Here is a 22,865-nt window from a genome sequence, read left to right on the forward strand (position 1 = left end):
AGTTAGGAGTTAGGAGTTAGGAGTTAGGAGTTAGGAGTTAGGAGTTAGGAGTTATATCATGTTCGCTTGATTACTTATTAAACCCGAAGAACCCCACCCCGCCAAAGCTACGCTTTGTCTCCCCTAAGAGCTTGCGGGGAGGGGATTAAGGGGAGCCAGTGCGGTCTTGGGGTTTCCCCAAGTGGAGCATCTGGCGTGTGGGGTGCAATGACTGTGGAAATCATAACTAATTATGCGGACATGATATTAGGAGTTAAAAGTTAGGAGTTTTGAATGAATAAGTTTCTTCAACTCCTAACTCATCACTCCTAACTCATTTCATTACTGCATTTGCAGTTGCTAAGGCTTCTACTAAGCCACGCACAGCAGCAATCATGGCGACTTCGCTATTAAGTTGATTGATGGCGGAACCAACACCAACACCAGCAGCACCAGCAGCGATCGCTAACGGTGCAGTAACGCTAGAAATGCCGGAAGCACACAATACTGGCACTGACACCACACGGGAAATCTCAAAAGCTGCTGCCAAGGTGGGAGCAGCTTTTTCAATTAATCCTAGAGTTCCGGGGTGAACTGGATTACTGCTAGTACCGCCTTCGGTTTGGATAATATCTGCTCCAGCTTTCACCAATTCTTCTGCTAGCTGTACCTGTTGATCTAGTTCCAGGATGTGAGGAACAGTGACAGACAGGGTAATTTCCGGGAGGAGAACGCGAGTTTGCTTAGTCAGCGCTAGCACTTCTAGAGCTTCAAAGCGGCGTCCTTGAGCATAGAAGGAATCAAAATTCCCGATTTCAATTAAATCAGCACCAGCTGCCACTGCTTGCACAAATTTATCTGGCTCTACTGTTGATACACAAATTGGTAAATTTGTCAAACTTTTAGCTAACTGTACCAAAGTTGCATCGGCGGCAATATCAACAAAAGTAGCACCGCCAAATTCAGCAGCTTTGACAGTAGCAGCGACGCTAGCGGCATCGAAGTTATTCAAACCGCTGATTACTTTCAGAACGCGGCGGTTAGTAAATGCACGTTGGAGTGTGGAATGCATCGTCATAGTTTGGCTTTTGAAGCTACGAAAATTAGGTATATTCTACCGTCCCTCAGTTGATGAGAGACTAAATCACTATGCTAGTTGCCAAATATTGATAATTTTATCCTTACCGCCACTAATCAAAGTTTTGCCATCTGTACTGAAAGCGATCGCATAAACTTATAATTCCATCCATCTACGTCTGTAGGATCTTTTACCACTACCCTAGTCAAACTCTAGAGGCCACAAATCTGCAATTGGTACTTCCCATCCTGGGAGCAGTTCGGGAACTGTTAAAATATCGCCATCACGAAGTATTATTGCCTCTTGTCCAAAGTTGTAAACTTCAACAATCCGCTCATCTGGATTGAGCAAAATTCCTACCTTAGTTCCCAAACTCAAAAATTCTTGAATTTTGGCTCTGAGATCCTCTAAATTATCGCTAGGGGACTTTACCTCTACAGTCAAATCGGGAGCCAATTGAGCAAAGGACTTGGGACTGCGACGCAAGCGTTCGGCTAAAACAAATGAGGCATCTGGTGCGCGCAAATCTGAATTGGGCAATCTGAAACCAGCGCTAGAAGCTGCTGTTCGTCCCAGTTTGCGCGGCCTAACCCAGTTAGATAATTGGGCAATCATTGCGGCTGCGACTTCATCTGATTCGTATCCTGATGGACTCATAACAATAATATTACCCTTAACTAGTTCCATACGAAAGTCAGGATGCTGTTGCTGCATTTGCTCCAAGTCTTCAAGCGTTAGGGACATAAAACCTCTAATTATCACACTTCTGGTATTTATATTATGGAGACAACAGACCTCTCCAGGTGCGATCGCTCCATGAATTACCTTGACTTTTTACGGAAGGTAGAAGGCTCTATCGCAGCGCCACTGATGCTGAATGGTCAATTGCATGGTATATTTGGCATTGCCAAGCCTGTTCCCTACGAATTTACTCCCGAAGAAGAAGAGACACTGATAAAGATAAAAGAGGCTATTAGCGGTAAAATCGCCAGTTAAAAGCAAATAGTATTGCTTATTTCTCAAAATACTCCATTGCTGTTTGTACTTTCTCAACTTGCCGGGGTGCTTGCATTTCGTTAAAAAGTGCGATCGCTTGGACAAAACTTTCCCTACTCTGGTCAATTTCACCCCTTATTTTATGAGTTAATCCCAATTGATAATAAGCCTCGGCTAAGTCTGATTTAGCACCAATTTTATCAAGAATTTCTATCGCTTCTGAATGATGAAAAATTGCTATAGTAAATTCACTCTGCTCTCGAAAAATTTCCGCCAGACAACTTATAGCTTTAGCTTTAATCTGGGTAAAGTTGTTTTCTTCGGCATGAAATATAGCTCGTTGGCAGAACTTAAAGGATTTTTTAAGATTACCTAAATTTTTATAAGTTAAGCAGAGAGTTACTAAACTATGCCCCATTCCCCATAAAGTCACTCTACTTGACAATGACATAGTATAAAAGGCATCTTCAGCAAGATAAAAAGCATCTTTTCTGCTACCAAAACGTGATTTTATCAAAGCTAAACAGCATTGAGCATAAGCCATGTAATCATCAAGATTACTATTTGCTTCAGCAAGGCCACAAACAGCATTAAAACAATCTTCGGCTGCTTTTATGTCCCATAATTCTAGTTTGCAAAGCCCTGTATTGAACAAAATAGAGATTTTAGTTAGCTTTTCATCTAACTCGTCTAATATTTTTCCTGATTTTTCATAGCACTCTATAGCTTCTCTAATGTAACCAATAATTCGATATGTATACCCAAGGATAATGTAAAGTTTAATCAGTCTTTTTTTGGATTTTACATCATCTATTATCCGCTTAATGACGGAGAAATTTTTCTGGAGCAACCCCAGTTGGTAAAAGCAAGAACCCAAAGGCAGTCCTGTACCCCACTTGTTACCTCGCCCTTGTAAAATTACATCGCCCGCTTGCTCAAAATCATTAATTTCTACATAGTGATAATAAGCTTCTAAAGCGGTCAAAGCATCTGTGATATTTTTGATAGCTGCAACTTGTCGTGTCCAAAATTCCGCAGCTTTTTGGTTTACTAATTCCCATTCTTCACTGACTAGTCTTAATCTACTAATTGCTTCATCACGAATTACCGGATGCAGCCAATATTGTCCTTTTTTTGCTTCTATTAAAGACAAATCTTGCAGAGCTTTAATCACCTGTCTACATTGTTGTTCTGGTACATCCCAAAGCAAACATAAAACTCCCTCAATAGGTACTGAAGGAATATCTTGATAACGATAGCATCCTAAACGACACAGGAGGCTATAGGCTTCTAAATCATTTTCTTGGAGACGGGTAAATTGACTGGCGACTAAATTTTTTAACTCTCTTTCTATTAATAAATCTGTACAGTTTTCCTGCCAATAGGCGTGTATGTCACCAGAGAAATCTGTCAATATTGCTCCTCGGAGAATTTGCATTGCTTTGGCGTTCCCTCCATAAGCTCTGCACATTTCACTGAGAATAGTAGAATCACAATTGATATGGTGACGGCTGAAAAACTGTTGCCATGCTTCATCATCTAAACCTTCGAGTGGATAGAGATGAACCTCTACACTAGACTCTCGTAAACGCTCACGACTTGTTACTAAAGTAACTGAATGCACATCGGTATCTGCTAATACTCTCAATAGCTCGACATAAGGACGACGATATTCTAGGAACTTGCCATTTTTATCAAGAGCAGTTTCTAGATTATCGATAAACACCCCAATTTTAAAAGTTTGCTCTCGGAGTTTGCGGCGTAATCGTTCTAAGCTGATACCAAAGTCACATCCTGGTTCTTCGTTAAAGTATCGCCGTAGCCATTCTTCAACTACACTCTCTACAGGAGTAAGGTTTTGGATTTCTGTGGCCATCCACAGCTCTAGGACAAAATTAAATTTTTGACTTTTAAAATATTTGCGTGCTAATGTGGTTTTGCCAACACCACCTTCACCTTGGATGAGGATAACTTTTTCTCCCCGACTGACTAAGGTGTGGAGTTCGGCTATTTGGCGAGCGCGCCCTACAAAGTTAGAATCTAAATCTTGGGATCTAGTGCTATGAGTCGCTAAATTCGGAATATAGGGGATTTTTTGCGACTCTTGGCTTGTTCTAAATCCCTGAACTACGCCTTGGAAGGTTGATTTAGAGACTTTCACTCCTAGCACTTTTGATAGTAAATGCCAAAGTTCTGCACCAACTGATTTTAAATGCGCTTCTGTATAACCACGGCTGTTAGCAATATCCTGATAAGTCCGCTTTTCATCCTCCCACAAATGACGCAAGATAATCCTTTGAGCTTTATCTAAGTGTTCTCCTGTCTTGAGAAAAACCAAGTTATCTACAAACTCTAAGGCTTCTTCTGCACCCATTTGCGAACTTGATGTATCATTTGTAATTTATTATAACGATATTTTTACTACTTATTCCTACCTTCTATAGTACAAAATACTTTTTCCTACTCGGTAGGAAACTTACTTTATCCGACTGCAAAGCATTTTCGCCTGTATTACTCTTGTAAGTAATACAGGCGAAGTTAAGTTAAGCGCCAAGAAAAGGTGGTGAGGAGAGGTTTTGCTAGCGCTACTACTGCAAGCTTAGTAAATCACAGACGTTATTATACCATATTAATTACTCATGAAAGTGGTGTCTACTAAACAGGCAGTGGGTATTAACTAACTAGATTCTGTAGAGCGTATTTACAACTAAGCATGTAAGTCTTTACCCTACAGGAGGTTCAATGATGTTAGACAAAGATTGTCATCATGATTGCAATCAGAATCAGTGCCCTTTTGCCCAAGATACGCGTAATCCCAATAGATATAGCAAAGTGCTGTTAGCGGTAGCGGGGCGTTTAGCCCGTGCTGAGTACTGAGTGCTGAGTAGAAACTCAGTATTATCAAAGGTTTCAGCAACCAACATAGTCCTAACCTATGCTTCGACTGCTATATGTCTGTCTCAAATGTGGTGTTGAGCGAGAAATAAATAAGTATTCCTCTGGGTTTGGCTCGTTTTTGCTGTTGTTATTGAGCTTGTTTATCGCATTTCAACTATTAGTTAATTATGAAAGGCAAGACAATCCACAAAGGCAGCAACAGTCTTTAAATAATTCAACCAACAAGGCAATTATCCAATCAGAAAACTAATACTGTTGATTCCCCAGAGCCTATTTTCTAATGAGGAGTGGGGGAATCAAAAAGAATATTTATTGCTCAAAATTTAGCTACTTTCGTGAGTAAAACTATGGACGCAAATCAGGATACGCTTTTATTTCGCTTTGCCTCTAAATCCTTAAAATATTTTTTGTTGGTGCTATTCGGCATTGCGATCGCTTACGTTTTATCAAGTGGTTTGGGTATCTTACAAATCATACCCATACTGCTGTACCTTTTACAACAGTTTTTGCTTCCACTGGGAATTATCCTGTTGTGTTTAATTACAATAGCAGTCATTTTTGAATCCCTGCGTTAAACCAATTCGCAATTCGCAATGACGCTCGTTCGCCCTTGGCGTCTCCCCTTGGGAGAAGACTCGCTAACGCTGCGCTAACGCAATTCGCAATTACGTTTTGTGACCGGGATTTTACCCCGACACAAAACGTGCTGCCGTCGTTAGGCAGGGGAATTAAACCCCAAAAAAACTTTGTTTAAAATTGGGGGAGTGGTAAGTTAGGAGTTTGGAGTTAGGAGTTTGGAGTAAAGTAGGACTTACGTAAAACATAACGAAAGTAGCGGTAATTCATGAATTACTGCTACGCAATAATCAGGTTTTTAGCCACATCTTGCGTAAGTCCTGGTAAAGAATTAATTGCCTTTCTTGTCTTCCTCATCTTCCTCATCCCCCTAATCTCCCTCATTTTCCCCTGGCATCTAAAAACTTCAACTGGTGGTATAAACAGCTAATCTGCACTAAATCCATACCTACTGCTTGGGCTTTTCGTAATGGGTTGCCGAAAATTGCTTCTATCTCCAAGGGACGATGTTCGTCGTAGTCAATTTTCATGCTGGGGCGGTAAGGTATCATTTTGACAGTATAATCGAGCATTGTTTGAATGAAGCGATCGCTGATAATTCGCCCATAACTTTTCGCCCCCGCCGCTACTTCATACATCAACTGTTCAACTAACTTGCTAGCGTACTCATGCGCCATTAATTCATCTGTTCTAGCGTTGAGAATCACAGAAAGTCCATTGTAGGGGATATTCCACACTAACTTTTTCCAACGCGCTAGTAGTAAATCTTCGGCTAATTCAATTGAGATACCAGCGTTTTCAAAGTCATCAGCAATTTGCTGCATCCTCTCAGTTATCCCACTAGGCTGATAATTAGGGGTATATTCACTGAAGGTAATTTGCCCATAGTCTAGATGGTGTATATGCCCTGGCCCCACTTTGTTAGAACATAAAAAGCACAATCCACCGATAACAGTGACATTACCAACAATTTCAGCAACTTCCTCTTCTACACCAAGTCCATTCTGTAATACCAACACCACCCCATCATCTTTAACTACAGGTGGCAATATCTTTGGTAGTAAATGGTTTTGCGTCGTCTTCAGTGCCACCACCACCACATCGCATTGTGGCATCTTTTCTGTGTCGTTGTAGGCGTGGACTTCGGGAAGGGTAAAGTCGCCGTCTTTGGACTGTACCACTAAACCATATTTGTTTACCTGTTCGTAATCACTCTTGAGCAAAAAGTGGACATCCAAACCAGCTTTTTGCAGTCTAGCACCATAGAATCCACCTAATGCTCCAGTTCCCAGAATGGCATACGTGCGATCGGACATTTCTTTTTTAACGGAATTTTCCTAGAAACATCATAAGGTGATGTCTGACGGGAGTACGCGTCTAGTACACCACGGCGTAAATAGAGCAACCATTTAAAATCCCTAAAAAGTCTATTCCATAATACTTTTGACTTTTGGCTTTTGACTTTTGACTTCCGGCTTGCGGTACTAGGTGTAGTTTATTCAACGCCTGATTTTAAATTTATTTTGTTTAATAAAACTTAAAATAGGTTTATTATCCTTTAAAATCTTTTGCAGAGATTTAGGTAAAATATATGGCTGATATTGTTGATATTGCAGTTACCTCTGAGTCGTTTAAAACACTGGTGGCAGCTGTACAGGCTGCTGGTTTAGTAGAAACATTAAAAAGTCCTGGGCCGTTCACTGTCTTTGCACCAAATGACGATGCTTTTGCCAAGTTACCAGCGGGAACTATCCAAACTCTGTTACAAAACATTCCCCAGCTAACGCGGATTTTAAAGTATCATGTCGTTCCCGGAAAGCTACTACAAACTGATTTGGCACAACTCGGTACGGTTAATTCTGTAGAAGGTTCACCGATTAAAATTAATTCTTCTGATGGTTTTGAAGTAAAAAATGCCACAGTTTTAGCAGCAGATATCGAAGCTGATAATGGTGTAGTACACGTTATCGATACGGTGATTTTACCAGGTTAATTCAGCTAGGGTGGGTGTTTTCCACCCTAGTTATCCGCAAATTTTATAATTAACTAACTATTGGTAGTATTAAAACGCAACTTAATAGTTTAATTTATGTTATATTTGCAATGTGATTACTCACTCAGATGTTAATGTAGATTTCGTTACTTTAAAATAAATTAAATTCTAAAAAGCTAACATCTATCCCAAGAAATTAATGCTCGATTTTAATACCCTAGCTGAGTTTTCTCGTGGCAACTGCATAAGTATTTGTACGTTTCTCGTACCAGCGAACTTGCTTGTCACAATTTTAACGATGAGCCTAGTAGCGTTACGTCGCCCATCGTATCAAGTGTGGCAATCTGCTGGAATTGCCGGCTTTTTCGCTTCTGTAATGATACTGCACGTATATACTTGGTTCATGATTGGCGTGGTGATGGCTCCTACTTATATCTTGCTGTGGCTAGCAATCACCTGTTTGGTGACTAATTTGGCAGCAATTCTTTTTCAAAGACGCTACAGTAACAGTCCTAGTCTTTCCAACTGAAGTCTATCAGGCAGGCGTCTATGGAGATATTTTCAGAAAATCATCCATAGACGCCTCTCGATTCATGCTCAAGGATGGCATATAACCAAGAGTCTCGCCATTCTCCCTTAATCCAATGGTGTTCTCGCAAATAGCCTTCCTGCTGCATTCCGATTTTTTGCATAACTCGTGCGGAGGCAATGTTTTCTGGATGACAAGTGGCAAAAATGCGATGTAAACCTAACTCCTGAAAACCAAATGATATAACTGCTTTTACAGCTTCAGTTGCATATCCTTGTCCCCAAAATTCCTTAGTGAAAGAGTATCCAATAGAGCCGATTTTGTTGCTAGTATCCTGAATGGATATTCTACAGATACCAATTAGTTGCCTTTGGGCTTTTAAAGTCACTGCCAAGGCAAAATGCTGACGGGGTTCTTCGCCTTGCAATGAAATCTCTCTTTGCAAAAAGTTTTTGGTATCTTCTTCGCTATTCGGGCCAAAAGTCAAGTAACGCACAACTTCAGCATCAGCAGCGTATTGATGAACCTCTTGCCAATCTGATTCTACAAAGTCTCGCAGTATAAGACGTTCGGTTTTTAGTGGTATCATTTGGGAAGTTCTGCACGTAACTGATTGACTACCCGATCTAGTCCCACAGAATGGGCGGCTTTGAACAATAAACGATCGCCTGCTTGCACAAATGTCTTCAACCTAGCCACCAACTCAGCATGAGTTGCAAAGCACTCTGATGGGATACCCTCGGCACTAAATGCGATCGCTTCGGCATCTTGTCCATCTACCAAAACCAACAAGCCGTCTAAATTCAACTTTCGCACTGTTTCTCCCACTCGCTGGTGCAACTGCTGCGATCGCTCTCCCAATTCTTTCATTGCACCCAATACGGCAATTTTCCGCTTTCCGGGTGTTTCTGCCAATAATTGCAATGCTGCAATCATAGCTTCTGGTGCAGCATTATAAGTTTCATCTAAGATTACCACATCATTGGGCAAAGTAAATTGCTGCGATCGCCCTGTGGGCATATCCACCATTACACCTGATTTGAGGGTTGCCCAATCGATCCCTAACACCTTTGCCACTGCTAAAGCTGCCAAGAAATTAGTCGCATTGTGACGCCCAGGCAACGGCAGAGGTAGTTGGATTCCTGCAACTTCCATAGTCTCGTTATCAATTAACTGCCCTTGAATATCCCCACCAGAAAAGCCGTAAGTTAAAACTTCTCCGTGCCAAACTTTTGCTGCTGTGGCCATTAATAGGGGATTGTCGTGGTTGAGAATTGCCACACTATCAGCAGACATTTCAGCTAATAACTCACATTTTGCCTCAGCGATCGCTTCTTCAGAACCTAGTAACTCAATATGTGCCGTCCCCACATTGGTAATTACTCCAATTGTTGGCCGTGCTATTTGCGTCAGTTCGGCAATTTGTCCTCTACCCCGCATTGCCATTTCAATCACAGCGTAGTCATTTTCGGCGCCAAGTTCTAAAAGAGTTTTCGGAACACCAATTTCATTATTATAATTTTCATAAGTTTTGTGAACTGCCCCTTTTGTTGCCAAAACTGCCGCAATTAACTCTTTGGTTGTAGTTTTACCCACCGAACCAGTTACACCAATTACAGGAATATTAAAGCGATCGCGCCACCATCTACCAAGTTTTTGATATGCCTTGAGAGTATCTTTTACCTGTAATACAGGGAATCCCGGATTTTCGTATTCAAAATCTACGATTGCAGCTATTGCCCCCTTTGCGATCGCAGTTGGCACAAATTCATGTCCATCAAACTTATCGCCTCGGAAAGCGACAAATACTTCACCGGGCTTCAAGGTACGGCTATCTGTTTGGATACCGCTAGTTACTTGTGTTAAAGCAGTTTCAGATAAGTTTACAGAATGGGCCAAAATAACTTCAACCAGTTGGGTTAGGGTGGCAGAACAAAGCATAAGCAATTTATAATTTAAAGATAAAAGCAAAAAATAGTGGCAAAGAAGCTTAACTTCTGTGCCACGCTTTATTTATAAGCTACTTATACAGTTTAATCAAGTAACGACAATGGGCATAACAAGTTATGTTTGATCGCCCTATGCACGATTTTTAATCAAGATTACTTGCACAATTTGTATTGCTATCTCACTCGAAACCCCTAAAGCTTGATATAAATCATTTAAGAAGTTTTTTTCTTCTTCAGGTATAATACCTTCAGCTAGGACTAAATCGGTGGCTACTGCAAAGGCTGCTTCCCGCAAGTCTTGAGATAGAGAATCTTTTGCTGCATTAAACAAAGCATTAAAGTCATCACCTTGGAGAATGCCCAAAATTTTTTCAAATAGCCTGTTGATCATTTCATTGGGATAACTTTTAAAAAGTTTCATCCGAGATAGCACAGAAATGATAGAATTTGCTTGCTCAACAGAAAGATAACCGTCTGAAGCCGTTGCCGTCAATATAATGACAGTAAAAGCTTCTGCTGGATTGAGTGCTGTTTGGGCTTGCCTTTCTGTGCCCAACACAGCGTCGAATAGACCCATTGTAGTAGCTCCTTGGTTAGAGTCCCAATAGCATTGCAGTTACCTGTATGTTTGGTAGATTTACAGGAGAGACTGTGATGCTTGAGACTTTCATCCTTTAGTGTTCCCAGGATTTATTCACGGCGAACACTTATATCCAATGGTTTTTGGTAGGAACTACATTGCCATCTATAAACTTAGCGTTCTCCTGTCTTTTCTATTGTCTCAATTACTGCCAGACCTATACCAGAAGCTGCCATTAACAGTACTACTGATATCAAATAGGCGTTGGTCAGCATTCGTAGGGCTTCGTCGAAAAAAATATAGGTGGTCATTGCTTCACCTTTTAAAATTTGTGCTGCTTGTGCTTTTTATTTCTCCACACCCTGATAGGTGAATTCCGCTGAGAAACTGCTAGTAATTGCATCTTAACAAAACTTTAGCTCTTTCAGAACCCTGCTGAAAATTTTTCTTTCTGAAGATTCTATGAAGTTTATAAAAAGGGCATTGGGCAAAACAACTTTCTTGCAAGCTTGCAACCAGTTTGTGAGAAATTTTCATAACTGTATGTCAGCTATAACCGCGTCGTATTCAGTGTTCCCAAATCTTCGCAGAGAATTGAAGCTATTACCCTTGGTAACTGCGATGTAGGTATCTATATCAGGTATTTCCTAAAATGGGATCAACAAGACAAGCGTAAACAGCGTTCAATCGTCGCTACAACTGATTGAGAAAGAGTATCAAAGTCGTAACCACCTTCTAAGCCAAACAGAATTTTACGAGTTATCCCTAGACAATAATCAGTAAATAAAGCGTAGTCTTCTGGCTGCAAATTAATACTTGCCAAAGGATCTGCGGCATTGCCATCATAACCAGCACTCACAATCAGCAAATCTGCCTGAAAGTTAGCTAAAAACGGTACGACTTGTTTTTCAAATAGTGGCTGATATAGTGCAATATCACTACCAGGCGGTACTGGTAAATTTAATACATTATTGTGAAAGCCGCGTTCTGTCGATCTTCCTGTACCGGGATAACATGGATACTGATGTAGGGAACAGTAGGCAATACGTGCTTGAGTTTCAATGATCGCTTGAGTACCATTACCATGATGTACATCCCAATCGAGGATGGCGACGCGGTTAATTCCAGGTTGTTCTAGAGCAAATAAAGCGGCGATCGCGGCATTAGAAAATAGACAAAAGCCCATTCCTGCATCACTTTCAGCATGGTGTCCTGGGGGACGCGCTAGTACAAAAGCTGGATTAGCCGACCCTAACACAGCCTCAACTCCATCTAACCATGCACTGACTGCCAACAATGCCACATCATAACTGCGCGGGGAAACTGGTGTATCTCCATCCAAAGGGCCACCGCCACTAGAAGCGATTTGCCACAGTTTTTTGATGTACGCTGGGCTATGTGCTCTAACCAACGAAGACATCAGTGATGGCTGTTTTGATGCTGGTGTAGGCGATCGCCAGGTGATTTTGTCTGCGAATGTAGCTGCTTTTAAGGCATTGGCGATCGCACTTAAACGTTCTGGTTTTTCGGGATGGTATTTTCCAGTCTTGTGATCTAAAAATTCGTCGGAATAAATGACTGGTAGCATAGGACGAAAAAGGTCGGCAGCAAGACAATGAATTTTATTGTATCCTTACTGGTACAAACAGTTTTCCCTTGTATAGCAAAGTGCTAAATGCTGTTAGCGATAGCGGGGCGTTTAGCCCGTGCTGATAAAAACCCAGTATTATCAAAGGTTTCAGCAACCAACATAGTCCTAACCTATGCTTCGACTGCTATACTAGTACAGCACAACGTAAATAAGCAGACCATTGAAAAGCTCTTTAGAGCTTATTCCATAAAACTTTTGACTTTTGAATGAGTGATTTTTGACTTCCGCCTTGCGGTACTAGATCGTTGGTCGTTTACTTTCAAGGACTTCCGTTGCTTTCTGTCCAGAAAGTGGGCGGTAGAATAAAAAGCCTTGTACCTCCTCGCAGTTAATAGATTTCAAGAATTCCAATTCTTCTTCCTTCTCTACCCCTTCGGCTGTTAACTTTAATCCCAAGCTGTGTCCCAAGGTAACTATGGCCTGGATAATATGAGCTACTTTGGCATCCTGCGTCAAATATTGAATGAAAGATTTATCTATTTTCAGATTGTGGAGTGGCAAAAGTTGTAGGCGCGAAAGCGAAGAATGACCAGTACCAAAGTCATCAATGGAGATGTAAACACCCATCTGCTGTAGCTCCTCTAACACCTTTGTGGTATAATCTAAGTCCTCAATCGCTGTGGTTTCCATAATTTCTAGTTCTAAAAAGCGCGCCTCCAGACCTGTTTGTTCTAAAACCTTGGCTATAGTCTGTACCAATTTGGGTTGGCGGAACTGCTTCAGAGAAAGATTGACAGCGATCGTAATCGGTGGCAATCCAGCATCTTGCCATGCTTTATTTTGGCTACAGGCGGTCTGTAGCGTCCATTCGCCGATGGGGACAATTAATCCACTTTCTTCGACCAGGGGAATGAACACACTGGGAGCGACCAATCCCATCTCTGGGTGCTGCCAACGCAACAGAGCCTCCATACTAGTAATTTCTCCGGTGGCAATGTTCACACGAGGTTGATAGTACAACTTAAATTCATTGCGTTCTAGGGCATAGCGCAAGCTCTTTTCTAAAGTCAAGAGTTCAGGATTTTTTGCACTCAGGGAAACACTATAGAATTGGTAGTTATTCCGTCCTTTGTCCTTGGCGTAGTACAAAGCGGTATCTGCGTGCTGGATTAGTGTTTCGGCGTCAGGGCTGTTATGATCGAGTAAGGCAATACCAAGGCTGGCAGTCACATAAAGTTCATGCTCTTGGAGATGAAAAGCATCCTCAAAGGCTTGTAAGATTCTCTGCGCTACCAAAGTTACCTCATTAATATCATTAACTCGTGGGAGTAAAATAGTAAATTCATCGCCTCCCCAACGAGCTACAGTATCTCCGCCTCTGAGTGAGTCTTTTAATCTTTGAGAGACGCTTTGTAACAATTGGTCTCCCAGAGTGTGCCCCAGAGTATCATTAATCACCTTGAAGCGATCTAGATCGAGGAAGATTACAGCTAAACTTTCGTCATTTCGAGTGGCGTTGGGCAGATTTTTACTAAGCAGCTCATTAAATAGTAGACGATTGGGCAACCCTGTCAGCAAGTCATGGAGGGCTTGATAGCGAATCTTTTCTTCTACTTGCTGACGCTGCCGCGCACCAATGATACTAGCGGCCATCGTCAAAAGAGTAGATTCTTCGTGCTTTGACCAATGACGCTCAAAGGTGCAGTCTGCCAAGCCAAGATACCCCCAGAAATCATTATCCAAGCGAAGAGGCACTAAGAGAAGGGATTGAATGCCATCTCGAATCAGGAGTTCTTGTTCGGCGAGAGGAAATTTTTGAGTGATACCGCTAACCGATTGGCCGCTAGAGAGAGCTGTGTACCAACGGGCTAATCCAGGAGCATCATAAGGCTGATTCTGCCAATGGTGGTGAGTAGATTCAATACAAGATTGTGTCCATTCAAACCGTAGGCTGACTGCCATTTCCTCTGTAACAGGATGGGGATGGTTCTCAAAGAGATAGGCACGATCTGCTTTGGCAGCTTCGCCCAGTACAGCGAGAGCTCGATCGATACCAGTTTCGTAATTCATTTCTCCTAGCAAATAATTGGCAGCTTCTGCAACTGCTTGTAACAAGCGATCGCGCTGCCGTAGTTCGGCTGTAGCTTGCTTTTGCTCGGTAATATCCCTAATAATAAAACTTCTAATTAAATCACTTTCAGGAAGATAGAGAACAGATTGTTCAAAAACTTCTGTACCTACTTCCACCTCCCGCACAAAAGAATTGTTTTCTAGATTGTTAACTCCGATTAAGAGTCTTAAGATTGGGTGTTCTGTCCCAACTTCCCTAAGATTGGGAAACTTGATAGCTGCGGCTGGATTAAGATAAGTAATTCTTCCCTCAAAATCCATCTCAATAATTGGATTGGGTATGAGTTCAGGGAAGGATGCTAGGCGAGCTAGGGCGGACTCACTAGCTGCTTCAAAGCTAGGATCGATGGCTAAGGTTTGAAAAGGATTGGCAGGACTGGATTGCTCTGATAAGAAACCAGATAAGTCCTCAACATTAAAAGATTCAGAAAATGCTTGTTCTGAAATATTGGAAATAGCATAATATTTAGCCTGAGCTTTATTACTGCCAAAAGCAATGATATCTCCATGCCTAAGATTATGAGAAAAGCATTTATTACCATTTACAAATAAGCCATTAGTACTTCCTTTACCCTTATAGTTGCCATCAATAATCTGGAAGCCGTATTGGTCAGTTTCTGGAACAGTTACTCGCAATAAAATTGCATGTTGCATTGATACTGACCGGGAAGCCAAGACAATAGTGTTTGCAGGATGCCGCCCCAGAGAATAAGTAGTCTCTCGCAAGGGGACAGTTCGCCGTCCTTCTAGGTCTTGGATGACCAACAGATGGCGTATTTTTTCCCGCTCATTTCCTCGCATGTCTGTTCCTCAATTTCTCATATAATTAATATTTATGTCTTAGTCTAAAAAAGACTGCTGCTATAAGTCCAGAATTTCAGGCTGCACTTATGGTAAAATTTGCTCAATAAAAGTTCTCGTAGGTGTAGCCCGCCGCAGGCATCGCAAAATTGGTACAAGGGTTATACCAGCTTTTACCTTCATGATTGACCGCAACCACTATTCTTTTTATGGAATGAGTTGGCTAATTATTCAATCAGTTTTTTTAATAGAAATACTAGTTGTTTTCTCTACTCATACATAAGTTATAAACTTTGTTCCTTTGTCTATATCATCTAACCTTGTCTTTCTTAGGATACCCAGATTAAGAATTCAAAATTAAAATTTCAAAATTGTACCCTTACAGGGATCTTGCTAGGCGTAGCGTCACGTCAAGCCTGCGGCATAGCTACGCTTAGGGCGCAGCCTCTTGTCGAGAAGAGAGTTACATGAGGGAATTTCAACTCCGACTAAAACTGAACAAAGTCGCAGCCAATCGCCTCCGAGCTAAGTTTAGACGTTGGCGTTAGCCTCTCTCTTTGGGAGCTAGCTATCCATTAATCACATATAGGAATCATATTTGATTTCTGAAATTATCTACGTAGCTGGGGAGTAGGGAGTAGGGAGTAGGGAATAGGGCTGAAGGCTTTTCGAGTTGAGGGCGAGTTTTTTCACGCAATCAAATCATAGTCCTATATATAGAGTATTAGTCCAACAACTTAGGGATATAAGATAGAGAAGTATGTTTAACTTTTCCTTCCCCTAATAATTAATGGGGTTGAAAAAATGAGCATTAGTTAAGCATGGTTAATGAGTACGAATTCATACCTATTGTTTACGAGCAAATGCTGAAAGTCAGTATTTTGAGTATTGGATGAGCATTTTAGAGAGTGAAGGCTGAAGTGTTGATATTATGTCGGTTTATCGTAATCTGCAAGAAACTCACTTAAATCGTGCCCGCGCCAGTCTCAGACAAGCGCTTTCTTGGTATGAATATCTTCGCAAGTCAGGACAGCTTTCATCTAACCCAGAATTTATCGGTTTGGTGAAACCAGAATTGGAAGCTTTGAGAGCCACACTCAACAAGCTAGATTCAAACGTCATTAGAATAGCCGTCTTTGGTTTGGTGAGCCGGGGAAAATCAGCAGTTTTAAATGCTTTACTGGGAGACAAAATTCTGCAAACTGGGCCTCTAAATGGTGTCACCCAATGGCCGCGTTCCGTGCGATGGCAGCCTGGTGGTAAGGTACTAGTAGAGTTAATTGATACTCCCGGATTAGATGAAATTGCGGGTGAGTCACGGGCAGATATGGCACGAGAAGTAGTACATCAAGCGGATTTGATTTTGTTTATCGTATCTGGTGATATCACGCGTACTGAGTATCAAGCACTGCTGGAATTGCGACAATCACAAAAACCCCTGATTTTAGTGTTTAACAAGATAGATTTATATCCAGATACCGATCGCGGAGTGATTTACCAAAATTTACAACAACTGGGTGCTGGGAATCACGCCACGTGCTCCACTTGGGGAAACCCCATCGCCCTTGGCGTCTCCCCTTGGGAGAAGACCGCAGTGGCTCCCCAAGCAAAGCCTCTACTCCCGGATGAAATTGTGATGGTGGCGGCGGAACCAGCAGCAATGGAAGTGCGGGTTGAGTGGCCTGATGGGCGTGTCAGTTATGAATGGGAAACCCCACCACCGCAAGTAGACGAACTCAAAGAGACAATTCTGAATATTCTCAATCGGGAAGGGCGATCGCTTCTGGCTTTAAATGCACTGATCCAAGCACGGGATGCAGAAGTTGCGATCGCTCAAAAAACTATCGATTTACGCGAAAAGGAAGCCGAAGAAATTATTTGGCAATTTACCAAATACAAAGCTTTGGCAGTAATGCTCAATCCCATTGCCTTCTTAGATATCCTTGGCGGAACTGTTGCTGATTTAGCTTTAATTCGCGCCCTTGCTAGATTATATGGTTTGCCGATGACTAGCTATGAAGCTGGAAAAATTTTAAAAACGATTTTATTTAGTTCTGGTGGTTTGCTACTGGGAGAATTAGGTAGTAGTTTTCTTTTAGGTTTAGGTAAAACTACGGCTGCAATAACTAGTGGTGACAATCCCAGCAATATTACTGCTTTTGCTGGCAGTGCGATCGCTCAAGCTGGTATCGCCGGATATGGCGCATATTCCGTTGGCAAAGCCGCTCAGGTGTATCTCGAAAAAGGCTGCACTTGGGGACAATTAGGCGCTAGCAGCGTCATTCAAGAAATTTTATCTCAAGTTGACCAGAATACAATTCTGTATCGCTTGCAACAAGAGTTAGGCATACGGAAATATTGAGAATAACTAAAAATTGTTTTCTGAATTGTTACCGTTTATAGAACTATGTCAACTTCTGTCAAACTCTTCTGACAATTGACTGACATTCTGGATTTGGGATGCAAGATTGAGGGAACAGGTTATAGGAAATAAAACTTCCTAATATCTATCTGTGTAAATTAAAGGTGAAAAAATCATGACAACTACCCTAAACTCATTTCAAACTGCTGAGGCGACAAATCTTGAAGAAGCCATTATTGAAGCCATAAGTGAAGCCCGCGCAACTTGTGAACTAGATGGTAGCAATTCTGCTGGTTGTGCCGTAGCCTGGGACATTGTGGAAGAATTACAAGCTGAAAAAGCCGATCAACAGCAAGCAAAATCAAACAAAACCTCTTTGGAAAACTACTGCGATCGCCATCCTGAATCAGTAGAATGTCTAATCTACGACCTTTAACTCTTGCGTAAATCAGTTGTTGCTGATTGCGTTATTTGCTTAATTGCCTCTAAATCAAGTGGTGGTGTTTCACTTTCCATTCCCAACCACAAAAGATATTCGATATTCCCAGCAGGGCCAGTGATCGGCGACCAAGTTAAGCCTTTGTATTTCCATCCTAATTCGTGGGCTGTTTGCAACACCTGGAAAATGGCATCAGCTTGGTCGTTTGGATCGCGTACAACACCTTTTTTACCCACACGGGATCTGCCGACTTCAAACTGTGGCTTGACTAACAATACAGCTTCTCGATTAGCTTGAGTTAGTTGCCACAAAGCAGGCAGAATCTTAGTTAAAGAAATAAACGATACATCAACTACCGCCAAATCAGGAATCGCGTCATCGTCGCCATATAACTCATCTGGTCTTAGTTGTCGTAAATTGGTGCGTTCTTGCAAAATCACCCGCGAATCATTTCGCAACCGCCAGTCAACTTGTCCGTAACCGACATCAATACCGTAGACAAGTTTTGCTCCAGCTTGCAAGAGACAATCAGTAAAACCACCAGTAGAAATCCCACCATCTAAACAAATGCGCTCTACTACGGGAATGGCAAATACTGACAAAGCTTTGGAGAGTTTTTCACCGCCTCTAGAAACAAAAGGCGATCGCTCTTTAATATTTATTTGAGCCGAAATATCAACTTCTGTTCCAGGCTTATCAACTAACTGCTGATTAACAGTAACTTCCCCCGCCTGAATTAGCCGTTGTGCTAAAGCGCGAGAAGAACATAAATTTAGCTCTACTAATAGTGTATCAAGTCGCTGTTTAGCCAATTAACTAGACTCTCCTGGTAAGATTAAAGCCAAAGCACGATTGATAATTTCTTCTTGGTTAACCAGCTTTTCTAATTCTTGGACTTCATAACGACCTTCTTCTACTTCTAGGGAAGCTTTATTACTGGCATTTAAATAGGCTTCTGCTAAGATTTCTAACAATTAATTCTTCTGGCGTGAGATAATAGCCTCCAGCTTTACGCATTGAGACAGGTGGCTGGGAAATGGATACTAATGAAATCAATGCCTCAAATCGTCTTGAAACTCGCTACCCAGACGCACAAATCTGGTTTGTGCATGTTGGCTCTCGCTATGTCCGTCGGTTCGGGGCTGGTCGCATCCACAAAATAAAATGATTAGCCCGCCGCAGGTATCGCCCTAACTTTTTGCTTCTTTTATTCTTTGCGAATACACAACATCAAAATAATTAAGATACAGCAAAATCAGTGTATTGCCTTAGTTCAGTGGGATGGAAACCCAAGACAATATCTTTGCGCGAAATACCCGCTTCTAATAATGCCTCTGCTACTGGCTGGGAAGTACCATCATATTGAATCCACACTTTATCATTAATAATATCTATATGTACCACCGAACCATGTACGCGGCGCACTCCATCCCAGCCAATGTGTAACACTTCGTAGTGGTCTCGCTCCGAGTCAATGACTGCTTCTGTCTCTATTTGACCGTTAGCAGGCTTGTGACTAGCATAGTCAAATATCAACTGACAAATAATTTCACGATACCGAGCTAGCTTATCCATCTGATAATCCTTTCTAGTTGCTCATCAAAGACAATTAGGTTTATTCCTATACTATTAAGAATTAGCTGACTAATCCTCCTGATCTTCGGAGTTAGACGAGGAAGTGTCGCTATTTGTATCCTGCTGTTGAAAGTTAGGAGGAGTAGCAGCAGGGTCAATGTAAACTCCTTGTTCATAACCCTCCAATGCCCTCGTAAGTATTGCTGCGGCTAGATTACTGGTAGTACGTTTTTGAGTTTTTGCCCATTCCTCCAGTCCTTTTAGTGTTTCTTCTGTCAGGTTTACTGTTAATCTCCACCTCGACGGCATTTCAAATATTTCCATACTTACACCCCCTATATAGTGCCTCACTGTGCTGCCAAAATTTTACTAAACAAGTGCATCCAAGTGCAGCACTTGTGGTATTATCTCTGTAAAACCGACGTAGGTTTTAACTACAGAATCTGCAAAAAAATAGCGATCGCCCCCAGAACCAACCGGAAAAGCGAACGCTTCGTAAACCCCCATATAGGGAGATAAATACAATGATGACACAATTACAAAAGTTAACAGATGTCCCAACTGACTATCAAGCATCCCCAGAAAGAGAATCCATCAAACATACACTGATTGGTTCGCCCAAAGCTGTTACCAGCACAATTCGCGTTTTGCACCAACTGAGATACGCCCCAATTGGTGATTGGAGTCCGCTGTTACCAACTGGCAACATAGATGAGGTAATGAGCATTTTGATACGTTCAATTTCAGTGCAATAACTATCAATAGCTGGTATTTACAAAAAAGCGATCGCACAGAATTTTTGATGGGCGATCGCTATTTATATTTATGTCGGGGCAGACACCTTGCCCACTTAAAATCTAAATATCTATTTCGCTCAACTCGCGGGCGATGTGATCGAATGGTTCATCTACAAAAGCAGTATCAACCACACCTGCTGCTACTACTTGTTCCTTAATCAGATCCTTGAGAATTTGGATACCGCGAACCGTAGGCCCAATAGGCACTCCTAGAGAATTGTAAGTTTCCCGCAGCCCTTGCAGCACTCGTTCATCCAATACATTTGTGTTCCCAGCAACCAGCGCATAGGTGGCGTAACGCAAGTAGTAGTCTAAATCCCGCAGACAAGCCGCATACCGACGAGTCGTATAAGAATTTCCACCAGGACGAATCAATTCTGGCAGTTCTTCATATAACTTTAAACCAGCTTGCTTGACAAGTGCAGCCGCATTAGAATTGATTGCCGCCGCTGCTTGTACTCTTGCTGTACCACTATCAAAGTAAGACTTTAGGCTATCGATCGCATTCCGGTCAAAATACCGACCAGCTAAGTCATAATTCTTAATTAAACTTGTTACCGCATCGCGCATTCCTCTTCTCCCAATGATTGCTATTTATGGTTTGATATTTATTTGGCTGCACTTATGCACCAGTAAAGTTTTGTGCTATTAAAAATAGATTCGGCACAAAAACAATCTATCCACTATCTATGGATTCTATGCCAAAGTTGACCCCTATATGATGAACTTTCCAGTTTTGTACAGATGAGCGCCCAAAGGTTAATATAACCTGATAATCCAGATATCTGTAACATAAGCTACAAAATTCGTTAATGTCTAGTATTTAAGATATTTCAGGTGTGTCACGGTCTAATTGAGATCAGCAGGGTTACGATGCTTTGGAAGATTCTGGTATTACTTTAGGAAATTGGTAAAGAAGGAGTAACAATGACAACACCACAAGAAGTCTTGAAGAGAATTCAAGATGAAAAAATTCAACTGATTGATCTCAAATTCATCGATACAGTAGGGACTTGGCAGCACCTCACACTGTACCAAAACCAAATCGATGAGACTGCATTTACTGATGGCGTACCTTTTGATGGTTCCAGCATTCGGGGTTGGAAAGCGATTAACGAATCGGACATGACGATGGTACTCGACCCCAACACTGCTTGGATCGACCCATTCATGGAAGAGCCAACGTTAAGTATAATTTGTAGTATTAAAGAACCCCGCACGGGTGAATGGTACAATCGTTGCCCACGCGTTATTGCCCAAAAAGCAATAGATTACCTCGTTTCTACTGGTCTCGGTGACACAGCTTTCTTTGGCCCGGAAGCTGAGTTCTTTATTTTTGATAGTGCTAGGTTTGCCCAAACTGCCAACGAAGGTTACTACTTCATAGACTCCGAAGAAGGTGCTTGGAATTCCGGTAAAGCGGGTACAGATGAAAAACCCAACTTGGGTTACAAACCACGTTTCAAAGAAGGTTACTTCCCAGTTTCACCAACGGATTCTTTCCAAGATATCCGTACAGAGATGCTGTTGACGATGGCACAATTAGGTGTGCCCATTGAAAAGCATCACCACGAAGTTGCTACTGGTGGTCAGTGCGAACTAGGTTTCCGCTTTGGGAAGTTGATCGAAGCGGCTGACTGGTTGATGATTTACAAATATGTCATCAAGAATGTTGCTAAGAAATACGGCAAAACCGTCACCTTCATGCCAAAACCGATTTTTGGCGATAACGGTTCGGGAATGCACTGTCACCAGTCCATTTGGAAAGACGGCCAACCTCTGTTTGCAGGTGATAAGTATGCTGGTTTGAGCGATATGGGGTTGTACTACATTGGTGGTCTTCTCAAACACGCACCAGCACTGTTGGCAATTACCAACCCTAGCACCAACTCTTACAAGCGCCTAGTGCCTGGTTATGAAGCTCCAGTGAACTTAGCTTACTCCCAAGGGAACCGTTCTGCTTCTATCCGTATTCCTCTATCTGGCACTAACCCCAAAGCCAAACGTTTGGAATTCCGTTGTCCAGATGCTACATCTAACCCCTATTTGGCATTTGCTGCAATGCTTTGTGCTGGTATTGATGGCATCAAGAACAAAATCCATCCTGGTGAACCCTTAGATAAGAATATCTATGAACTCTCTCCAGAAGAACTGGCAAAGGTTCCTTCAACTCCAGGTTCTTTAGAGCTGGCGTTGCAAGCACTAGAAAAAGATCACGCCTTTTTGACAGAATCAGGCGTGTTCACGGAAGACTTTATCGAAAATTGGATTGACTACAAGCTAGGTAACGAAGTTAAACAGTTGCAGCTGCGTCCTCATCCTTACGAGTTTTACCTCTATTACGATGCTTAATTAAGAGTCGTATCTAACGCCGTGTGCAACTTAATTTTATTAAACCTTGATTCCATTGTGGGGTAAACATCTTGCCTGCCCAGAAAGGACGGACAAGATGTCCATCCCACAAGAATTAAAAAAAAGTCGCACATCGCGTTATCTAACTAAAAAGTAATAAGTTTTGCCACCCTAGAGTAAAGGGTGGCTTTTTTTTAGAGTTGTTAGTTGAGACATTCACTCAAAAAATTCAGCTTAGAA

At 41.8% G+C, this 22,865-nt stretch carries 28 protein-coding genes; 10 read left to right on the plus strand and 18 right to left on the minus strand.

Annotated features, from left to right (window positions below):
• Positions 1 to 313 precede the first annotated feature (313 nt).
• The 3 genes from RMY63_RS34555 to RMY63_RS34560 all read right to left on the minus strand — a co-directional run bounded on the left by RMY63_RS34555 (position 314) and on the right by RMY63_RS34560 (position 1,801).
• On the minus strand, positions 314 to 1,057 hold the full coding sequence (locus RMY63_RS34555) for a DUF561 domain-containing protein (RefSeq protein WP_322733027.1): 744 nt from the start codon (positions 1,055 to 1,057) through the stop codon (positions 314 to 316).
• Positions 1,058 to 1,126: 69 nt separating this feature from the next.
• A complete protein-coding gene (locus RMY63_RS42015) occupies positions 1,127 to 1,204 on the minus strand; it encodes a hypothetical protein (RefSeq protein WP_416212575.1) in 78 nt (25 codons plus the stop codon).
• 54 nt (positions 1,205 to 1,258) lie between these two features.
• Positions 1,259 to 1,801 (minus strand): Uma2 family endonuclease, encoded by a 543-nt coding sequence (locus RMY63_RS34560; RefSeq protein WP_322733028.1) that lies wholly within the window; start codon positions 1,799 to 1,801, stop codon positions 1,259 to 1,261.
• A gap of 36 nt (positions 1,802 to 1,837) precedes the next feature.
• Between RMY63_RS34560 and RMY63_RS34565 the strand changes: the two genes are divergently transcribed.
• Positions 1,838 to 2,053 (plus strand): hypothetical protein, encoded by a 216-nt coding sequence (locus RMY63_RS34565; protein ID WP_322733029.1) that lies wholly within the window; start codon positions 1,838 to 1,840, stop codon positions 2,051 to 2,053.
• Between the two features lie 16 nt (positions 2,054 to 2,069).
• Here RMY63_RS34565 and RMY63_RS34570 read toward each other — a convergent pair whose 3' ends face one another.
• Both RMY63_RS34570 and RMY63_RS34575 read right to left on the minus strand, forming a co-directional pair.
• Complete coding sequence (locus tag RMY63_RS34570; protein ID WP_322733030.1) at positions 2,070 to 4,427, minus strand: tetratricopeptide repeat protein; 2,358 nt, start codon at positions 4,425 to 4,427, stop codon at positions 2,070 to 2,072.
• A 409-nt stretch (positions 4,428 to 4,836) separates the two neighbouring features.
• The gene (locus RMY63_RS34575) at positions 4,837 to 4,977 is read right to left on the minus strand and encodes a hypothetical protein (protein WP_322733031.1); all 141 of its coding nucleotides are present in this window, start codon (positions 4,975 to 4,977) and stop codon (positions 4,837 to 4,839) included.
• Between the two features lie 11 nt (positions 4,978 to 4,988).
• On the opposite strand from RMY63_RS34575, the gene RMY63_RS34580 reads away from it, so the two are divergent.
• Complete coding sequence (locus RMY63_RS34580) at positions 4,989 to 5,201, plus strand: hypothetical protein (protein WP_322733032.1); 213 nt, start codon at positions 4,989 to 4,991, stop codon at positions 5,199 to 5,201.
• Between the two features lie 97 nt (positions 5,202 to 5,298).
• Positions 5,299 to 5,526 (plus strand): hypothetical protein, encoded by a 228-nt coding sequence (locus RMY63_RS34585; RefSeq protein WP_292779432.1) that lies wholly within the window; start codon positions 5,299 to 5,301, stop codon positions 5,524 to 5,526.
• A gap of 381 nt (positions 5,527 to 5,907) precedes the next feature.
• Here the strand turns inward: RMY63_RS34585 and RMY63_RS34590 are convergent, their stop codons facing one another.
• The gene (locus tag RMY63_RS34590; RefSeq protein WP_322733033.1) at positions 5,908 to 6,843 is read right to left on the minus strand and encodes a putative 2-dehydropantoate 2-reductase; all 936 of its coding nucleotides are present in this window, start codon (positions 6,841 to 6,843) and stop codon (positions 5,908 to 5,910) included.
• A 275-nt stretch (positions 6,844 to 7,118) separates the two neighbouring features.
• Here RMY63_RS34590 and RMY63_RS34595 point away from each other — a divergent pair, with 275 nt between their 5' ends.
• A complete protein-coding gene (locus RMY63_RS34595; RefSeq protein ID WP_322733034.1) occupies positions 7,119 to 7,520 on the plus strand; it encodes a fasciclin domain-containing protein in 402 nt (133 codons plus the stop codon).
• A 199-nt stretch (positions 7,521 to 7,719) separates the two neighbouring features.
• Positions 7,720 to 8,049, plus strand: a complete 330-nt coding sequence (locus tag RMY63_RS34600; protein ID WP_322733035.1) for a hypothetical protein — start codon at positions 7,720 to 7,722, stop codon at positions 8,047 to 8,049.
• A gap of 40 nt (positions 8,050 to 8,089) precedes the next feature.
• Here the strand turns inward: RMY63_RS34600 and RMY63_RS34605 are convergent, their stop codons facing one another.
• From RMY63_RS34605 to RMY63_RS34630, 6 genes are all read right to left on the minus strand, one after another.
• Positions 8,090 to 8,638: a GNAT family N-acetyltransferase gene (locus RMY63_RS34605; protein WP_322733036.1), complete on the minus strand. Its 549-nt coding sequence runs from the start codon at positions 8,636 to 8,638 to the stop codon at positions 8,090 to 8,092.
• The gene (locus RMY63_RS34610; protein WP_322733037.1) at positions 8,635 to 9,990 is read right to left on the minus strand and encodes a UDP-N-acetylmuramoyl-tripeptide--D-alanyl-D-alanine ligase; all 1,356 of its coding nucleotides are present in this window, start codon (positions 9,988 to 9,990) and stop codon (positions 8,635 to 8,637) included. Before RMY63_RS34610 ends, RMY63_RS34605 begins: the two co-directional genes overlap by 4 nt.
• A 138-nt stretch (positions 9,991 to 10,128) precedes the next feature.
• Positions 10,129 to 10,575, minus strand: a complete 447-nt coding sequence (locus RMY63_RS34615) for a tellurite resistance TerB family protein (RefSeq protein WP_322733038.1) — start codon at positions 10,573 to 10,575, stop codon at positions 10,129 to 10,131.
• 176 nt (positions 10,576 to 10,751) lie between these two features.
• Entirely contained in the window at positions 10,752 to 10,889 is a 138-nt protein-coding gene (locus tag RMY63_RS34620; RefSeq protein ID WP_190240853.1) for a hypothetical protein, read from the minus strand.
• 347 nt (positions 10,890 to 11,236) lie between these two features.
• Entirely contained in the window at positions 11,237 to 12,166 is a 930-nt protein-coding gene (locus RMY63_RS34625) for a histone deacetylase (protein ID WP_322733039.1), read from the minus strand.
• A gap of 300 nt (positions 12,167 to 12,466) precedes the next feature.
• Complete coding sequence (locus RMY63_RS34630) at positions 12,467 to 15,100, minus strand: EAL domain-containing protein (protein ID WP_322733040.1); 2,634 nt, start codon at positions 15,098 to 15,100, stop codon at positions 12,467 to 12,469.
• Between the two features lie 931 nt (positions 15,101 to 16,031).
• Here RMY63_RS34630 and RMY63_RS34635 point away from each other — a divergent pair.
• Together RMY63_RS34635 and RMY63_RS34640 are read left to right on the plus strand one after the other, a co-directional pair.
• Positions 16,032 to 17,462 carry a GTP-binding protein gene (locus tag RMY63_RS34635; RefSeq protein WP_322733041.1) on the plus strand — a complete coding sequence of 477 codons (1,431 nt, stop codon included), beginning with the start codon at positions 16,032 to 16,034 and terminating at the stop codon, positions 17,460 to 17,462.
• A 175-nt stretch (positions 17,463 to 17,637) separates the two neighbouring features.
• Complete coding sequence (locus tag RMY63_RS34640) at positions 17,638 to 17,898, plus strand: Calvin cycle protein CP12 (protein WP_322733042.1); 261 nt, start codon at positions 17,638 to 17,640, stop codon at positions 17,896 to 17,898.
• Here RMY63_RS34640 and RMY63_RS34645 read toward each other — a convergent pair.
• Complete coding sequence (locus RMY63_RS34645; RefSeq protein ID WP_322733043.1) at positions 17,895 to 18,713, minus strand: TlyA family RNA methyltransferase; 819 nt, start codon at positions 18,711 to 18,713, stop codon at positions 17,895 to 17,897. The two genes, RMY63_RS34640 and RMY63_RS34645, sit on opposite strands and share 4 nt — an antisense overlap.
• Positions 18,714 to 18,875 carry a hypothetical protein gene (locus tag RMY63_RS34650; RefSeq protein ID WP_322733044.1) on the minus strand — a complete coding sequence of 54 codons (162 nt, stop codon included), beginning with the start codon at positions 18,873 to 18,875 and terminating at the stop codon, positions 18,714 to 18,716.
• A 62-nt stretch (positions 18,876 to 18,937) separates the two neighbouring features.
• On the opposite strand from RMY63_RS34650, the gene RMY63_RS34655 reads away from it, so the two are divergent.
• Positions 18,938 to 19,069, plus strand: a complete 132-nt coding sequence (locus tag RMY63_RS34655) for a hypothetical protein (protein WP_322733045.1) — start codon at positions 18,938 to 18,940, stop codon at positions 19,067 to 19,069.
• 71 nt (positions 19,070 to 19,140) lie between these two features.
• Here the strand turns inward: RMY63_RS34655 and RMY63_RS34660 are convergent, their stop codons facing one another.
• From RMY63_RS34660 to RMY63_RS34670, 3 genes are all read right to left on the minus strand, one after another.
• Positions 19,141 to 19,476 carry a XisI protein gene (locus RMY63_RS34660; protein WP_322733046.1) on the minus strand — a complete coding sequence of 112 codons (336 nt, stop codon included), beginning with the start codon at positions 19,474 to 19,476 and terminating at the stop codon, positions 19,141 to 19,143.
• Between the two features lie 69 nt (positions 19,477 to 19,545).
• Positions 19,546 to 19,800: a ribbon-helix-helix domain-containing protein gene (locus tag RMY63_RS34665; protein ID WP_322733047.1), complete on the minus strand. Its 255-nt coding sequence runs from the start codon at positions 19,798 to 19,800 to the stop codon at positions 19,546 to 19,548.
• Positions 19,801 to 19,845: 45 nt separating this feature from the next.
• Entirely contained in the window at positions 19,846 to 20,010 is a 165-nt protein-coding gene (locus RMY63_RS34670) for a hypothetical protein (RefSeq protein ID WP_322733048.1), read from the minus strand.
• On the opposite strand from RMY63_RS34670, the gene RMY63_RS34675 reads away from it, so the two are divergent.
• Positions 20,001 to 20,231, plus strand: a complete 231-nt coding sequence (locus tag RMY63_RS34675) for a hypothetical protein (RefSeq protein WP_322733049.1) — start codon at positions 20,001 to 20,003, stop codon at positions 20,229 to 20,231. The genes RMY63_RS34670 and RMY63_RS34675 overlap by 10 nt on opposite strands.
• Before the next feature lie 102 nt (positions 20,232 to 20,333).
• Here the strand turns inward: RMY63_RS34675 and apcB are convergent, their stop codons facing one another.
• Complete coding sequence (apcB, locus tag RMY63_RS34680) at positions 20,334 to 20,843, minus strand: allophycocyanin subunit beta (protein WP_322733050.1); 510 nt, start codon at positions 20,841 to 20,843, stop codon at positions 20,334 to 20,336.
• A 357-nt stretch (positions 20,844 to 21,200) separates the two neighbouring features.
• Here apcB and glnA point away from each other — a divergent pair, with 357 nt between their 5' ends.
• Positions 21,201 to 22,625, plus strand: a complete 1,425-nt coding sequence (gene glnA / locus RMY63_RS34685; RefSeq protein ID WP_322733051.1) for a type I glutamate--ammonia ligase — start codon at positions 21,201 to 21,203, stop codon at positions 22,623 to 22,625.
• Positions 22,626 to 22,865: the final 240 nt, after the last annotated feature.

The organism is Nostoc sp. ChiQUE01b, from assembly GCF_034531255.1.
Lineage (GTDB): Bacteria > Cyanobacteriota > Cyanobacteriia > Cyanobacteriales > Nostocaceae > Nostoc.